The organism is Nonomuraea sp. 3N208 (assembly GCF_052245935.1).
In the GTDB taxonomy this organism is placed as follows: domain Bacteria; phylum Actinomycetota; class Actinomycetes; order Streptosporangiales; family Streptosporangiaceae; genus Nonomuraea.
Genome location: NZ_JBQQBR010000007.1, coordinates 193,362 through 208,793, shown reverse-complemented (window position 1 = coordinate 208,793; position 15,432 = coordinate 193,362). Strand labels below are relative to the sequence as shown.

General features: G+C 69.1%; 15 protein-coding genes. 3 read left to right on the top strand and 12 right to left on the bottom strand.

The window, feature by feature from the left end:
- Nucleotides 1-51 precede the first annotated feature (51 nt).
- The 7 genes from ACTWPT_RS12805 to ACTWPT_RS12775 form a co-directional block, all read right to left on the bottom strand.
- Nucleotides 52-882, bottom strand: coding sequence for a hypothetical protein (locus ACTWPT_RS12805; protein ID WP_443177536.1), 831 nt, complete (start codon nt 880-882; stop codon nt 52-54).
- A 155-nt stretch (nt 883-1,037) separates the two neighbouring features.
- On the bottom strand, nt 1,038-1,715 hold the full coding sequence (locus tag ACTWPT_RS12800; protein ID WP_443177535.1) for a sulfatase/phosphatase domain-containing protein: 678 nt from the start codon (nt 1,713-1,715) through the stop codon (nt 1,038-1,040).
- 101 nt (nt 1,716-1,816) lie between these two features.
- Nucleotides 1,817-2,782 (bottom strand): branched-chain amino acid ABC transporter permease, encoded by a 966-nt coding sequence (locus tag ACTWPT_RS12795; protein ID WP_443177534.1) that lies wholly within the window; start codon nt 2,780-2,782, stop codon nt 1,817-1,819.
- Nucleotides 2,779-3,639 carry a branched-chain amino acid ABC transporter permease gene (locus ACTWPT_RS12790; protein WP_443177533.1) on the bottom strand — a complete coding sequence of 287 codons (861 nt, stop codon included), beginning with the start codon at nt 3,637-3,639 and terminating at the stop codon, nt 2,779-2,781. Before ACTWPT_RS12790 ends, ACTWPT_RS12795 begins: the two co-directional genes overlap by 4 nt.
- Nucleotides 3,636-4,295: an ABC transporter ATP-binding protein gene (locus ACTWPT_RS12785; protein ID WP_443177532.1), complete on the bottom strand. Its 660-nt coding sequence runs from the start codon at nt 4,293-4,295 to the stop codon at nt 3,636-3,638. The genes ACTWPT_RS12790 and ACTWPT_RS12785 overlap by 4 nt, the downstream gene beginning before the upstream one ends.
- Before the next feature lie 28 nt (nt 4,296-4,323).
- A complete protein-coding gene (locus ACTWPT_RS12780) occupies nt 4,324-5,079 on the bottom strand; it encodes an ABC transporter ATP-binding protein (RefSeq protein WP_443177531.1) in 756 nt (251 codons plus the stop codon).
- A 3-nt stretch (nt 5,080-5,082) separates the two neighbouring features.
- Nucleotides 5,083-6,270 carry an ABC transporter substrate-binding protein gene (locus tag ACTWPT_RS12775; RefSeq protein WP_443177530.1) on the bottom strand — a complete coding sequence of 396 codons (1,188 nt, stop codon included), beginning with the start codon at nt 6,268-6,270 and terminating at the stop codon, nt 5,083-5,085.
- A 106-nt stretch (nt 6,271-6,376) separates the two neighbouring features.
- Here ACTWPT_RS12775 and ACTWPT_RS12770 point away from each other — a divergent pair, with 106 nt between their 5' ends.
- From ACTWPT_RS12770 to ACTWPT_RS12760, 3 genes are read left to right on the top strand one after another with little or no spacing between them, the layout of a single operon-like run.
- On the top strand, nt 6,377-7,168 hold the full coding sequence (locus ACTWPT_RS12770; protein WP_443177529.1) for a PaaX family transcriptional regulator: 792 nt from the start codon (nt 6,377-6,379) through the stop codon (nt 7,166-7,168).
- Nucleotides 7,169-7,212: 44 nt separating this feature from the next.
- Nucleotides 7,213-8,682: an acyl-CoA synthetase gene (locus ACTWPT_RS12765; protein WP_443177528.1), complete on the top strand. Its 1,470-nt coding sequence runs from the start codon at nt 7,213-7,215 to the stop codon at nt 8,680-8,682.
- A gap of 6 nt (nt 8,683-8,688) precedes the next feature.
- The gene (locus tag ACTWPT_RS12760; protein WP_443177527.1) at nt 8,689-9,789 is read left to right on the top strand and encodes a 5-methyltetrahydropteroyltriglutamate--homocysteine S-methyltransferase; all 1,101 of its coding nucleotides are present in this window, start codon (nt 8,689-8,691) and stop codon (nt 9,787-9,789) included.
- A 50-nt stretch (nt 9,790-9,839) separates the two neighbouring features.
- On the opposite strand, the gene ACTWPT_RS12755 is transcribed toward ACTWPT_RS12760, so the two are convergent.
- From ACTWPT_RS12755 to ACTWPT_RS12735, 5 genes are all read right to left on the bottom strand, one after another.
- On the bottom strand, nt 9,840-11,174 hold the full coding sequence (locus ACTWPT_RS12755) for a glycoside hydrolase family 30 protein (protein WP_443177526.1): 1,335 nt from the start codon (nt 11,172-11,174) through the stop codon (nt 9,840-9,842).
- Between the two features lie 134 nt (nt 11,175-11,308).
- A complete protein-coding gene (locus tag ACTWPT_RS12750; RefSeq protein ID WP_443177525.1) occupies nt 11,309-11,851 on the bottom strand; it encodes a hypothetical protein in 543 nt (180 codons plus the stop codon).
- Between the two features lie 109 nt (nt 11,852-11,960).
- Nucleotides 11,961-13,220, bottom strand: coding sequence for a lamin tail domain-containing protein (locus ACTWPT_RS12745; protein WP_443177524.1), 1,260 nt, complete (start codon nt 13,218-13,220; stop codon nt 11,961-11,963).
- Nucleotides 13,221-13,290: 70 nt separating this feature from the next.
- A complete protein-coding gene (locus ACTWPT_RS12740; RefSeq protein WP_443177523.1) occupies nt 13,291-13,926 on the bottom strand; it encodes a GOLPH3/VPS74 family protein in 636 nt (211 codons plus the stop codon).
- Nucleotides 13,923-15,335, bottom strand: coding sequence for an APC family permease (locus ACTWPT_RS12735; protein WP_443177522.1), 1,413 nt, complete (start codon nt 15,333-15,335; stop codon nt 13,923-13,925). Before ACTWPT_RS12735 ends, ACTWPT_RS12740 begins: the two co-directional genes overlap by 4 nt.
- Between the last annotated feature and the right edge of the window lie 97 nt (nt 15,336-15,432).

The window sequence follows — 15,432 nt, the reverse complement described above, 5'->3', positions numbered from 1 at the left end:
GTCCGCGCCGGTCGACTCGATTAATTCTTGTCGGAAGTTTACGGTAGCCACTCAGGTCTTCACAAAGATCGCTGCGTAGCGCCCGTTCTCGCTGTTGACCTGCACGGGGTGGAGACCTCGGGCACGCTGCTGGTCGAAGCGCTTCTGGTATCCGGAGCTCGACATCTCGATGTAGTGAGCCCAGGAACGCAGGCCGTCCTTGCGCCACGCGGCCGAGTAGGTGCCGTCCGGGCCCACGGCCACCTGCGTCGGCCGGAAGCCCTGCTTCATGCGCTTGGCGAACTCGGCCTCGTGCTGCTTGGCCGTCTTCCCGTACGTGTAGTACCAGCTTCCACCGCTGTTGGCCGTCCAGACGCCCACGTAACGCGGGCTGGCGGCGCTGCCGTACACGTCGACGGAGGTGAGCGTATAGCCGGTCGAGGCCGCCTTCTGGTTGACCGACGCGAACTGGGTGGCCGTCAGGCCGTGCTTGGCGAAGAACTTGCCGCTCTTCTTCTCGAAGACCGCGGCGAAGACCGCCCCTCCGCCGGAGCCGGTCGCAGAGACAGAGATCGGCTGGTAACCCTTCTTCACGTACTCGTTGAACCGCCTCTGGTAGCCAGTGCCGGACATGCCCTGATAGATCGCCCAAGCAGGGCCCCCGCCCTTGATCCAAACCGCCGCGTAGCGGCCCCCGTCCGCGACATTGACCGTGATGGGACGGTACCCCTGCCTCTTGAGCGTCCTGGCGTAGGCGGCCTGCCTTCCGGCGCTGGCCGCGTGGTAAGCGACGAAGGCGGGAGTCCCAGCGGCCTCCGCTTCCGCAGGCAAGACGGCGGCTGTGGGGAGCACGACGCCGGCCGCCACCACGGTGACGCCGACGATCTTCCGCATCCTAGGCATTTCCCCTCCTGGATAGTGGTTTTTATCCCAAATGTCGGATATCAACTGGCGGCGGGACCCCGCGTGCCCTGGTTTGCCATTGCTCTTCGGGCAGCGACCCTCGAAGAGCCACCGCGCTGCTTGTCGCGATCGCCAGTAATTTCTGTCATGAGAAATTAATGGGGTCCGACTGAGGATGTCAACCGGATCGATCTAGGTCTGACGGGGGTCTGTGGGTCTTTGGCGCCGGGGAGTGGTGGCCTGCCAGGCGTCATTAGCTGTCGTCTAGAGATAATTTCCCACGGTTGCGCTCCGGAGCGCCGGGCCCATGCGCCGTACATCGCGGCCATGCGTGTCACCTGTGGCTCCAGCGGGGTGATCTCGTGGCCGCCGAACTCGGTGGGGTAGGCCGCTCCGGCGGCATCCAGGCAGGTGGCGAAGATGTCGATGAAGTGCGCCGGCTCGTGCACGATGCCGGGCCGGGCGATTCTGGCCGGCCAGCTGACGATGAACGGCGTGGAGATGCCGCCTTCGTGGACCCAGCGCTTGAACCGCCGGAACGGGCTGTTGCCGGCGTTGGCCCAGGAGCGGCCGTAGCTCATGAAGGTGTCGCCCGGTCCGCAGGGCAGGCCGGGGATGTTGCCGATTCCCCGATCCATGCACGTGATCTGCGCGGCGTAGGTGGCCATCCGGCGGTCTTCCCAGTCCCGATGCGGAGCGTCGTCCCACGGTGGGGAGTCCGCGTCCCGTGGCGAGATCCGCCAGCCGGGATCGACCAGGCCGAGCCCCTTCAGCTCCTCATGCCGGCCGGTGCCCGGCATTTCGTATTTCTCCGAGGACAATAGGGACGGCACAGCCTGCATGGTCAGAACCAGCGAACACAAGCTCATACGGTGGGCGGATCGCGATGTGCTGTTCGACCTGACGCGAGACCCGTACGCTGGCCGCGCTGTTGTCACTGGCCACGCTGGTGGTGATTGTCTCGACGCCCGGTGATGGCCGGAACCAGCCCGTGTGGCATGAACAGCACGACCACGATCAGCACGAGCGCGTACACCGCGTACGACAACACGCTCGGCGCGTACGACGGCATCCCGGGCAGGTTGGCCAGCTGGTCAAGCCCCTGCACGAGCAGCATGATCGCCCCTGCCCCGACCACGGCTCCCCAGATGGTGCCCAGCCCGCCGACCACGGCCATGACGATGTACTGGATCGAGATCAGCACGGGGAACGAGCCCGGCGCCACGTAGCCCGTGTAGAAGCAGTAGATGCCGCCGGCGAGCCCGGCGAACGCCGCCGACAGGGCGAAGACCACCAGCTTGTAGGGCCCGACCGGGATGCCGGACGACGCGGCGGCGGTCTCGCTGGTGGCCAGCGCCCGCAGGGCGCGCCCCGGCCGCGAGGTGATGACGTTGTGCGTCACCAGCATCACCAGCGCCAGCCCTCCCCAGGTCAGGTACGCGTACGCGGCCGCGCTGCCCGCCTCGAACCCGCCGAGCGAGAACTGCGGGATGGCCTGCAGGCCGATGTCTCCGCCGGTGAACTCCAGCTGCCCGGCGAGCGAGAGGAGGATGAGTTGCATGGCCAGGGTCGCGAACGCCAGATGGTGTCCGCGCAGCCGCAGCAACGGCATGCCGATCACGAGCGCGAACAGAGCGGCGGCCAAGGGTGCGGCGATCAGCCCGGCCAGCGGTGGCACGTCGTTCAGTGCGAGCAGCGCGGCGGTGTAGGCGCCGACGGCGTAGAAGGCGCCCTGGCCCAGCGACACCTGACCGGCGTACCCCATGAGCAGCGACACCCCGACCGTGACCATGGCGGCCAGGCCGAGGAGGATGTACACGGCCAGCGCGCTGTCGTCCAGCACCGCCGGGAGCGCAAGGGTGACCACGGCGACCAGCGCACCCGCGACGACCCTGATCATGTGGACTCCTGGGAGATGGCCGTGCGGCGGCCGGCCTGCACGATCATGACGATGAGCATGAGGCCGAGCGCCACCTCCAGCTGGTGCGAGCCGTAGCCGTAGCCGGCGGCCATTGTCTCGGCCACGCCCAGCAGCAGCGCGCCGAGCAGCGTGATCACGGGCCGGGTGAGCGCGCCGAAGACGGCCGCGGCGAAGCCGTTCACGATGAGTGTGACGTCGGTGTCGAACGAGATCGGGCGCAACGGCGTCACCAGCACCCCCGCGATGCCGCCCAGCAGCCCGCCGAGCGCGAACGCGATCAGGCCCATGCGGCGGGTGTCGATGCCGACGACGCGGGCGGCGTACGGATTCGACGCGCATGCCGTCAACGCCTTGCCCAGATAGGTACGCCCGAAGAACAGGGCGAGGGCGACGAATGTCAGTGCGGTCACCGCGATCACCAGCAGGTGCTGCGTCTGGATCCGCGCCCCCGCCACGGTCACCGAGCCGGCCAGCCCGGGCGCCGAGCGCGGCTGGTCGCCCCACAACACGATTTCGACCGCGTAGGCGAGCACGCCGACGCCGAGCGTGACGATCAGCGACGACAGCGGGGTCACACCCGGCTTGCCGATGGCGGCCAGGCCGGTCAACAGGCCCGCGACCGCCGCTGCCACCACGGCCGCCACCTCGCTGGCCCCGTGCGGGAAGCCCAGCCCGAGAAGTGACGACGTGCACAGCCCGGCCACCACGGCGAAGGTCCCCTGCGCGAAGTTCACCACGCCCGTCACCCGGTGGATGACGACCAGCCCGCTGGCGATGAGCGCGATCGCGCAGCCGACCGCGAGCCCGTTCAGCAGGTACGTCAGGAACGCGCTCATGTGATCGCCCCGCCCAGGTACGCGCCGGCCACTCGCGGGTCGTCGGCCAGCTCGGCGGACTCGCCCTCGGCCACCAGCCGCCCGGACTCCAGGACGTAAGCCCGCTGGCACAGGTCGAAGGCGAGGCGGGCGTTCTGCTCGATGAGCAGCACGGTCAGGCCCTGCGACCGGTTCAGCTGGACGAGGTGTTCGGCCAGGTCGGCGGTCACGTTCGGGGCCAGGCCAAGGGACAGCTCGTCCACCACGAGCACTGACGGGCGCGACATCATGGCCCGCCCGAAAGCCACCATCTGCTGCTCGCCGCCCGACAGCACCCCCGCCCGCCGCCTCGCCAGCGGAGCCAGCCGGGGCAGCAGCTCGTAGACGGAGGAGGGGTCGCGCTCGCCGGAGCGCCAGCCGCCCAGCGCCAGATTGTCCGCGACCGACAAATCCGGGAAAAGCTGGCGGCCCTCAGGGATCAACGCCAGGCGGCCGCCGATCTCCACAGTCCCGGAGGCCGGTTTCAGCAGCCCCGCGAGCGTGTTGGCCAGCGTCGACTTGCCCGCCCCGTTCGGCCCGAGCAGGGCCACCATCTCGCCCTTGCCGACGGTCAGCGTGACGTGCTCCAGCGCGGTCGCGGTGCCGTACGAGACGACCAGGTCCCTGACGCCGATCATGAGGCCGGTCCAAGGCTGAGGACGGCGGTCATGACGCTTGTCCGAGGTAGGCCGCGAGCACCAGCGGGTCGGCCCGCACCTCGGCGGGCGGGCCGTCGGCGATGACCTGGCCGAGGTCGAGCACCACGAGCCGGTCGGCGAGCCGGGTCACGAAGGCGACGTCGTGCTCGATGAGCAGAATCGTCAGCCCGCCCGCGCGCAGCTCCTCCACCAGCGCCGCGAGCCGCTCGCGCTCCTGGCCGCGCAGCCCGGAGGCGGGCTCGTCGAGCAGCAGCAGCCGTGGCCGCGCGCACAGGGCGCGGGCCAGTTGCAACGCGCGCTGCTGGCCGATGGGGAGCCGGTCGGCGGGCCGGTCCGCCCACTCGGCCAGGCCCACGCGCTCCAGAGCGGCGTCCGACTCGGTCGCGATGAGCCGCTCGTCCCGCCGGTGCCGGGGCAGCCGCAGCGACGCCGACACGAACCCCGCACCGGTACGGCCGTGCATCCCCACCATGACGTTCTCCCTGACGGTCATGCCGCGGAACACGCGGGCCGCCTGGAAGACGATCGACATGCCCAGCCGGGCCCGCCGGTGCGGCGGGAGCCGGTCCACCCGGTGCCCGAGGAAGGAGATCTCGCCCCGGTCGGCCGTCAGATGCCCGGTGATCAGGTTGAACAACGTGGACTTGCCGGCCCCGTTCGGCCCGATGATGCCGCAGACCTCGCCGTCCGCGACGCTCAGGGAGACGTCGCGGACGGCGTAGACGCCCCCGAAGGAGCGGGATACCCCGGTGACCGCCAGCACGCGCTACCCCGCCGCGTTGACGGTCTTGGTGAGCTGCTCCTTGGCCCAGTCGGTGGGGACGAACTGGCCGTTCTGCACCGTGTTGACCGAGATGAACTCGGGGGAGAGCCCGGAATGGTCGGTGGGGGAGTAGCGGAAGCGGCCGTTCGGCGTGATCAGGTCCATGGTCTCCAGCGCCTGCTGGATCTTGGTCTTGTCGGTGCTGTTCGCCTTCCTGATCGCCTCGAACAGGAGCAGGCTCGCGCTGTAGCCGTCCTGCGCGAACTGCGGCGGCAGGTAGCCGTGCTTCTGCTGGTACGGCTTGGCCATCTGGTCGATGATCTGCTTCTGCTTGCCGGCCGGCAGATGGTCCCCGACGACGCCGATGGCGCTCTGCACGGTCATGCCCTCGGCGTCGCGGCCCATCGGCTCCAGCCACAACTTGCTGGCCTGGGACGCGGTCAGGAACAGCGGCGTCTTGAGCCCCGAGGCGACGTACTGCTTGGCGGCCGTCACGCCGGGCGCCCCCGAGCCCCAGAACACCAACGCCTCGGCGGCGGAGTCACGCACGTGCTGGAACATGGCGCTGAAGTCGGAGTTCGTGGTCTCGTACGGCTCGTCCACGGCGATCTGCACGTTGTACTTCGGCGCGAGCGCCACCATGGACTTGTGCCCGGAGACCGAGTACGCGCTCTTGGAGTCCCAGGCCACCGCGACCGTCTTGATGCCCTGGGCCTGGATGTACTGCAGGTAGCGTTCGGCGTACATGCTGGACAGGGCGGGCGTGACGAAGATGTACGACTTGATCGGCTCGACCTGCTCCTGCGCGGGCGCCAGCGACAGGTACGGCATCTTGTCACGCTGCGCCAGTGGCTCCACCGCGAGTGCCGAGTTGGAGAACACCGGCCCGATCAGCGCGTCGATCTCGCCCTTGATCTGGTTGTAGGCCACGATGCCCTGGTCGGGGGCGGTCTTGTCGTCCCGGGTGACCAGCTCGACCTTGCGGCCCAGTAAGCCGCCCTGGGCGTTGACCTGCTCGACCGCCAGCTCCACGGCCTTCTTATCCTCGCTGCCGAGCGGCGTGTAGTTGCCGGTCAGGGAGACGATGAGGCCCACCTTGATCGGGCCCTCACCACCTGACCCGCCGGGACTCCCGCCGCAGGCGGCCACGGCCAACACGAGACAGACCAGGGACGGTAGAAGCCTGCGCATCAGGACCTCCTGGGCCGGATGTCGCCCTGAATGTAGGCAGGTACATTACGCCTGTCAATAGAATGCCCAACATCCGTGTGGGGGTGGCGGCGTGCGGCCTCAATCGGTGATTCTGACCTTTCTCGGAGATCACGTATACGGTCGCGGAGTCTGCGTTTCCTCGGGCAGCTTCATCGAGGCGTTCGCCAAGGTCGGCGTCTCGGAGGAGGCGACGCGCTCGACGCTGACCCGGATGGTCCGCCGGGGGCTGTTGCGGCGGCAGCGTTCGGGGCGGCGCATGTACTTCGGCCTCACCCCGACCAGCACCGAGGTGCTCAGGGACGGCGAACGGCGCATCTGGCACAGCGGCGTCGTCAACGACGCCGACGAGGATCGGTGGACGCTGATCGGCTTCTCGCTGCCGGCATCGTGGCAGCGTCAGCGGCACGAGCTGCGCTCGCGGCTCATCTGGGCCGGGTTCGGGCCGCTGCAGAACGGGTTGTGGATCGCTCCCGGCGAGGTGGAGGCGCCCGAGGTGCCCGGCGTGCCCGGGGTGGAGGTGAAGGTGTTCGCCGCCGAGCCGCGGCGGCCCACCGACATGCAGGCGCTGGTACGGGACGCGTACGACCTGGCCGGGCTGGGCGAGCGCTATCGGGCGTTCCTGCGGCGCTGGGACCAGGCGGATCCCGCGCCCGACGCGCCCGACGACCTGGCCCGCTCGCTGACGTTGCTCACCGGCTGGCTGCAGATCATCAGGACCGACCCCCGGCTCCCGCTGCGCTACCTGCCGCACGACTGGCCGGCGGAGAAGGCCCAGGGGGTCTGCCACGCGCTGCACGAGCGGTTCAGGCCGGAGGCCGCGGCGGTCGTCGGGCGGCTCCTCGACACGGTCCCCGACGAAAGTTGGGCAGAACGGTGACAGCGATCGTCTAGTGGCCTAACTTGAGCCCTGGAGGAGCACTGATGCGGAACCAGGGGCTTGGATCGTGGCCGGCGCGCAGGGCCCGCATGACGCCCGACCAGGTGGCGCTGACCTGCCGTGGGCGCGACTACACCTACGGTGACCTGCGCGAACGGACGTACCGGCTGGCTTCTGCGCTGGGTGTGGAGCGCGGTGACCGGGTGGCCTACCTCGGGCCGAACCATCCGGCATTTGTCGAGACGTTCTTCGCGGCCGGGCTGCTTGGGGCGGTGTTCGTCCCGCTCAACACCCGGCTGACCACGCCCGAGCTGCGCTTCATCCTGGAGGACGCGGACGCGTCGGTGCTGCTGCTCGGCGAAGGGCGGGACGGCGAAGGGCTGCCCGGCCGGCACATCCCGGCCGCGGACTACGAGGACCTGCTGGCGTCGGGTTCGCCCGAGCCGATCGACGAGCAGGTCGGCCAGGACGACGTGTGCCTGATCATGTACACCTCGGGCACCACGGGACGGCCCAAGGGCGCCATGCTCACGCACGCCAACCTCACCTGGAACGCCGTCAACCTGCTGGTGGACGTGCCGCTCGCGCACGACGAGGTGACGCTGATCAGCGCACCCATGTTCCACATCGCGGCGCTGGCGCAGACGCTGATCCCGAGCGTGCTCAAGGGCGGCCGGGCCATCCTGGAGCCGTCCTTCGATGTGGAGCGCACGTTCGACCTGATCGAGACCGAGCGGGTGACGGTGATGTTCGGGGTGCCGTCGATGTTCAACGTCCTGGCCCAGTCGCCGCGCTGGGCGAAGGCCGACCTGTCGAGCGTGCGCCACCTGCTGTGCGGGGGCGCGCCGGTGCCCCTGCCGCTGATCAAGACCTACCAGGAGCGCGGGCTGACGTTCCTGCAGGGCTACGGCATGACGGAGACCGCGCCCGGCGCGCTCTTCCTCGGTGGCGAGCACTCCGTCGACAAGGCGGGGACGGCCGGCGTGCCGTGTTTCTTCTCCGACGTGCGCCTGGTCACGATCGAGGGCGCGGATGCGGCACCCGGCGAGCCGGGTGAGGTCTACGTCCAGGGACCCAACGTCATGCCCGGCTACTGGCGCCGCCCCGAGGAGAGCGCGAAGGTGCTCTCACCCGACGGCTGGTTCCGCTCCGGCGACGTCGGAGTCGCCGACGACGACGGCTACGTGCGTATCTCCGACCGGATCAACGACGTGATCATCTCCGGCGGCGAGAACATCTACCCGGCCGAGGTGGAGAGCGCCCTTTACAGCCATCCCGCGGTCGCCGAGTGCGCGGTGATCGGCGTGCCCGACGACCGCTGGGACGAAGTGGGCAAGGCCCTGGTCGTGCTGCGGCCGGGTGCGACGGCCGAGGCCGAGGAACTGCTGAAGCACCTGGACGGCCGACTGGCCCGCTTCAAGATCCCGAAACATCTGGAATTCGTCCCCGAACTGCCCAAGAACGCGGCAGGCAAGCTGCTCAAGGCCCCGCTCAGAAAGCTCTACGGGAGTTGATCCGCAATGCGTACCTCACCGCCTTTCCGCGCCGACCACGTCGGCAGCCTCCTGCGCCCGCAGTCCCTGCTCCGCGCCCGCGAGAGCCTCGCGGGTGACGAGCTGCGGGAAGCGGAGGACGCGGCCATCCGAGAGGTGGTGCGCAGGCAGGAGGAGACCGGCCTGCAGAGCGCGACCGACGGCGAGTTCCGGCGGGCCTCCTGGCACATGGACTTCATCTACCGGCTCGGCGGCATCGGCCAGGCCACCGACGAGCACATCACGGTGCGCTTCCACAACGAGCAGGGCGACATCGAGTTCACCCCGGCGGCGCTGCGCGTGCACGACCGGATCAAGCTGAACGAGCCGATTTTCGCCGACGACTTCACGTTCCTGCGGGACACCGTGACCACGAATGTCCCCAAGCTGACCATTCCTTCGCCCAGCATGGTGCACTACCGGGGCGGGCCGGCCGCCATCGACCCGAAGGTCTACCCGGACGTCGAGGAGTTCTGGCGGGACCTGAGCGCGGCGTACGCCGAGCAGGTCCGCAGGATCGGCGCGCTGGGGTGCACGTACCTGCAGTTCGACGACACCAGCCTGGCGTACCTGAACGACCCGGCCCAGCGGGCGGAGCTCGAGTCGCGGGGCGACGACGCCGAGCACATGCACCTGCGCTACATCAAGCAGATCAACGCCGCGCTGGCGGCCAAGCCCGCCGGGATGACGATCACGACGCACATGTGCCGCGGCAACTTCCGCTCCTCCTGGGCCGCCTCTGGCAGCTACGACTTCGTCGCCGAGGCGTTGTTCGGGGAGCTGAAGGTCGACGGGTTCTTCCTGGAGTACGACGACGAGCGGTCCGGGGGGTTCGAGCCGCTGCGGTACGTGCCCAAGGGCAAGATGGTCGTGCTGGGGCTGGTCACGACGAAGCACGGGGAGCTGGAGTCGAAGGACACGCTCAAGCGGCGCATCGACGAGGCTGCCAAGTTCATCGACCTGGACCAGCTCTGCCTGTCGCCGCAGTGCGGGTTCTCCTCCACGGTCGAGGGCAACGAGTTGACGGCCGACCAGCAGTTCGCCAAGCTCCGCCTGATCGTCGAGACCGCCCAGGAGGTGTGGGGCTGACCTCAGGGAGGCGGCGAGAGCCCGGTGACCCGCCGGGCTCTCGCCGGCGATCAGCGGACCACGATGGTGGTGAGTGTCCGCGGCTGGAGGCTCACCGTGTGGCCGGTCACGGTCGACGGGGTGAGCGAGTTGTCGTTGTTCGTCACGTACGCGGTCGCCCGGCCGCGCACGCCGTCCCACGTGACGGCCTCGGTGCCGGTGTTGAGGGCCACGATCACCTTCGACCCGTCCGTGTTGCGGAACGCCGAGACCTTCAGCGCCGGGTTCGCCGCCGAGGCGTCCACCCGGACCGCGCCCGGCCGGATGAACCGGCTGTAGGCCGCCATCGCCCACAACCGCTTCGACACCTTGTACGTCTTCGCCGTGTCGTCGACCTGCATGAAAGCCCTGGTCGTGCCGCGCGAGCCGCCCAGCCAGTAAATGTAGGCGCTGACGTCGCCCAGTGTGAGCGCGTCGTGGATGGCCTGTGCGATCGTGAAGCCGTCGTAGCCGCTGCCGTCGTCCCAGGCCTCGTTCCAGGTCGAGCCGTTGGGGTTCCACTCCGACATCCAGGACTTCCTGCCGGTCGGCAGCGGGGCGTCCACGGGGCTGGCGTACGTGTGGCCGGTGTGCGTCTTCACCCAGCGGCGGGCGTCGGGGTCGGCCTCGATGGCCGCCGTGTACGCCTTGGCCTGGTTCCAGCCGAACGAGTCGCAGCACACCAGATTCACGTTGCCCTTGGCGATCGGGCCGAGCACCTTGACGAACTGGGCGGCCTGCTCCGGGGTGAAACGCATGGAGGCGTACGTGGCCGTCCAGTCGGGTTCGTTCGTGAACCCGAGATCGGTGATCTTGATGCCTTCCTGCTCGTAGAACTTCGTGTACGCGAGCAGGTAGTTGGCGTACGCCTTCTGCCACTCCGGCAGCAGCGTTCCGCCGTTCTTGTCGTCGCCGTTGGTCTTCATGTAGCCGGGCGCGCTCCAGGCGTCGGCGAAGAACCGCTTCACGCCGTACGCCTTGGCCTCCTTGGCCACCCAGACCTGGCTGTTGTCATCGCCGTCCCACACGTACTTGGGCGGGGCGTCCGGGCCGCCGGGGTTCTCCGGCTGGATCGACACCATGTGGTCGTACGGGCTGCCCGCGGGCGAGGAGCCGATGCCGAGCCGCAGGATGCTGAGGCCGGCCCCCTTCTCCCGGTGGAACCACAGGTCGAGGATCTCCCGCTGCTGCGCCGGCGACAGCGCCTCGAGCAACTCGTTGCGGCGGAACGCCTGAGAGACGCCGAAGCCGTCCATCTGTTGATGCGTGACACGCTCGTTCACGGTGATGGCCGGTTGTTCCGCCGCGTGCGCCGGGTTCACCGCAAGGAGACCGAGCACGGTGATCGCGACAAGTCCTCGTAACATGGTGCCTCCGAAAGTTTCGGAAAAGTGACGAATATTTCACCAATCGTGCCGGAACCGTAATTGCCAGAAAGGTCTCCCGTCAACACCAAGCGGCGCCGTCCCCAAGGAAGGGGACGGCGCCGCCGGGCTCGGGTTCAGTGCGAGGATTCGGCGTGCGACTTGATCGTCTGCATCTGCCTGCGCACGGTCAGGAAGTCGGCCAGGTCCATCCTGGCGAGATAGAGGGTGCCGCTCAGGCCGGGCACGGCTTTTATCCGGACGCGGAAGACCATCCTGGTCCTGCCGTCGTCGAGCTCGCGGAGCGAGATGGAGCAGGTGGTGATGGCCTCTTCGCCCCGATGAACCAGCACGAGCGTGTGCGGCGGATCGGTCTGCTCCACGACGAACCCGGCGCCGTCAGGCCCGGAGCGCAGCGTGTCGCCGACCTTGAGCCCTTGCTGCTCGGTCGTGGCGCCTTCTTGCGCAGGGGCACCGCCCAGCTGGACCACCCAGGGCCAGACGGCCGCCGGGGACGCGTCGACGGTGATGGCGCGGGTCGCCTGGTACTGCGGTGTGCGGACGATGTCGTCACCCGCCATCTCGCCGTAGACCTCGCCGTCGTCGGCGCCCCAGCGGAGGTGCCACGGGCGCACCGCGAGCACGTACCCCGCCGCCGCCCCCACCGCTAACCTGAGCATCGAACGTGTCATGTACCGCGCCATGAACATCGCGAACTCCTTCGTATCGCCGGTCGGAACGCCCAGTCTCCGACTTGACGCCGTCCTTGGCCAGCGGAACCGCCGTGCTTCAGCGGCCGAAGCAGATGGTGCGGCCCGCGCGGACCCGGTCGCCCTTGTAGCTCACCTGGTCGATCGTGTTCCCCCGGGGATCGACGAGGACGAGGCCGTCGCCCTGGTTGCCGAGCCGCAGCGCCCCGTCGAGCGCCACCCGCAGCGTGGCGCCGCCCGCCACAGCCCCGCCCAGGTCCTTGCGGGCGTTGGCGGCATCTGACAACCACCAGCCCGACAGCTCGACCGGGTCCTGTGTGACGTTGAGCAACGTGACCGACTCCGCGCCGCGGTCGGCGCCCGCGGGGTCGGGCAGGGCGGCCACGATCAGCACGTCGCCCACGGCGATGAGCGGCGGGTTGACGGTCGAGCCTGGCGGCGCGGGATCCGGGTTGATGATGAACCCTTCCGGCCACACCGTCAGCTGGATCTGGTGGCCTGAGGCCCGGACGACGTCGTGCAGATTGCCCCGTTCGAGCTTGTCGAGCAGGAACAGCTCGTCGTCGCGGTGCACCGGGTCGGCTCGCAGCCACGCGTCGAAGCCGTCGAAGTCGGGGAAGCCCGCCGCGAGGTACGGCACGATGCGGCGGAACAGCTTGGGCCACAACACCAGCTGCTCGGCCGCGGCCAGGTCGGGGATGACGGCCGGGCCGTCGGGGTCGGCCGTGGAGCGCGGCCAGATGCCGGTGGCGAGCGCCTTCTGCCGGGCCGCCGCCGACACGTCCGCCAGATGCGTACGTATCTCAGCCGGCAGCGTCGCGTAGAACGCCGGATAGACCAGCCCGGCGGCGAGCAGCGCGGCGTTGATGGAGGCGTCCGCCAGCGGCCCGTCCAGGAACACGCTGGAGCCGTCGGCCCCCGGGTGGTCGCCGGCGTAGACGAAGGCGATCAGCCGCCCGTTGGCGTCGATGCCGTTGGTGAGCACGTGGCCGCGGATCGCGTCCTGGTCGGCGGCGCGGACCTTGTTCGGCAGGTCGTCCCAGAAGACCACGTTGGTGAAGCCGAGCAGCCGAAGCAGCTCGTCCCTGGCCGCCTCGGCCCCCGTCAGCTCCTGGTGGGTCTCGCCGAAGTGGGTTTCCAGCGCGTCGACGGCCTCCAGGCGTGCGGAGATGCCGCGGTGGTTGATGTCCGGCGGCGAGCCGGAGTGCCGGGGCAGCGCCTCGACCAGCGCGGGGTTGTCGGGCAGGAACTTGACCGTGTCACCGTCGGGTTCCGGTCCCTGTCGCGGGAGGTCCGGATATCGGATGACAAAATTGCCGCGTAATAGCGTGTAACTCATGAATTCCCCCCATATATCGGCGAGCGGAGCGTAACTCGCCTTTGGGGCATCGTCCATGTATCACGACAAATCAGCGATATACCGCTATAGCCGCCTCCGCGACCAGTGTGTCCACCACGCCCACAAGCTCGGCGACCTCGTGCGAGCTCTCGCCGACGATCTCGCGCAGCCGGCCGACGAGCCGGCTCGACGGCAGGTCGAGGTAGAGCTCCGCCTCGAGCCGCAGGACGGCCACCAGCCCGCACAGCGCCGCACATCGCACGTCCGGTTCCTTCCAGCCCTCGACCGCGGAACGCACCCCCGAAGAGGCGCGTACGACCGAGGCGATGTCGGCGAGCTGGTAGCGCGTGGTCGGCAGCACGCCCATCACCCGCCTGGTCACCCGCAGCAGCACGCCGGCCGCGACCAGATCCTCCCGGGTACGGTCGTAGGCGCGCTCGGCCACCTTCTTGATCGGTGGCCGCACGTCCCCGGGTTCCCTGGCGATGAGCGCGAGCAGGTCGTCGGTGAGCGGATCACCGGTGCCGGCGACGGGGCCGGAGACCGCGACCTGGCCCCTCGCGACCGCGACGCGGCCGTCCAGGGCCAGGTCGAGCAGCGCAGCGCCGGCCAGCCCGAGCGCCATCGAGGATTGATGGGTCAAGGGCTTGCCGGACTGGTCGTGCGCGATGAGGTACAGGTCCTGATGGAGCGGCAGCCGGTTCATCGGCGGGTGGATTTGGGGCTCGGGTCGTGCAGGCCGGGTGTGGCGCTCGTGCCGTGCAGGCTGGGGCGGCGGCCGAGGGCGTACAGCGTGATCAGCACCAGCAAGCCGACGCCGAGCCAGACGAGGCCGACCACCTGCGCCATCACGTTGGCGTTGAGCACGACGAACACGAGGATCGCCATGCCGATCAGCGGCGAGAACAGGTGCGACCACATGTTCTCCGAGCGCATGCGGAACTCGTAGTGGACGATCACCGACACGTGCAGGACCACGAAGGCGACCATGGCGCCCATGTTGATCAGGCTGGACAGGAGAACGACCCCGTCGTCGCGGGTGGACATCCAGATCCCGAGCCCGACCGACAGCGCGGCGACGAGCGTGATCGCATTGGCCGGCACCGAGTGCCGGACCGACACCTTGGCCAGGAACGACGGCAGCTGCCTGTCGCGTGCCATCGCGTACAACAGGCGCGACACGGCCACCTGGGCGACCAGTGTGTTCGCCAGGCCCCAGGAGAGCGCGGTGGCGGTCGAGGTGAGGTGCCTGAGCCACTCGCCGCCCGCGAGCGCGGCCGTGTCGTAGAACGCGGTGTCGCTGCCCTCGCGGAGCAACCCCGCGGGGTCGGGCACCAGCAGCGCCGCCACCCACACCTGCGTGATGAACAGCACCCCGGCCAGCGCCAGCGCCACCCGCATGGCCCGGCCCACCTGGGCGGAGCCGCCGGTGGACTCCTCGACGAGCATGCTGATCCCGTCGAAGCCGAGGAACGACAGGACCGCGACCGAGACCGCGGCGAACATCACCGGCCAGGAGAACGTCTCAGGATTGAACAGCGGCGCGAGGCTGAAGCCCTGGCCCTTGCCCTGGAGCAGGGCCCAGACGCCGACCAGCAGGAACAACGCCAGCACGACCAGCTCGAGCGCGATCATCACGCGGGTGAGCTTGACCGTCATCCGGATGCCCCGCAGGTTGATCACCATGTTGACGACCACGAAGATGACCAGCCACGCCCACACGGGCACCTGCGGCACGCTGGAGTTCATGGCGACGGACGCGACCAGGTAGAGCAGGCACGGGACGAGGATGTAGTCGAGCAGCACCATCCATCCGGTCATGAACCCGACCGGCGGCGCGATGCCGCGGCCCGCGTAGTTGTAGACCGACCCCGACAACGGGAACGCCTTGACCATCTGGGCGTACGACGCCGCCGTGAACAGCAGCGCGATCACCCCGACCAGGTACGCCAGAACCGGCATGCCGCCCGACTGGGAGTAGACCAGGCCGAAGATCGCGAATGGGGCGATCGGCACCATGAACACCAGGCCGTAGAACACGAGATCGGTTAGCCCGACCCCGCGCCGTAACTCCTGCTGGTAACCGAATTGCTCGATGCTCTCCTGTGTGCGCACGACAGCCTCTCCATGTAGTCATGCGGCCATGGGGCGGGGGGTGCCCGGGGCGCGAGGGGGTGTATCGACCTGGTGATCCTTCCGTAGCTCGGGGTCA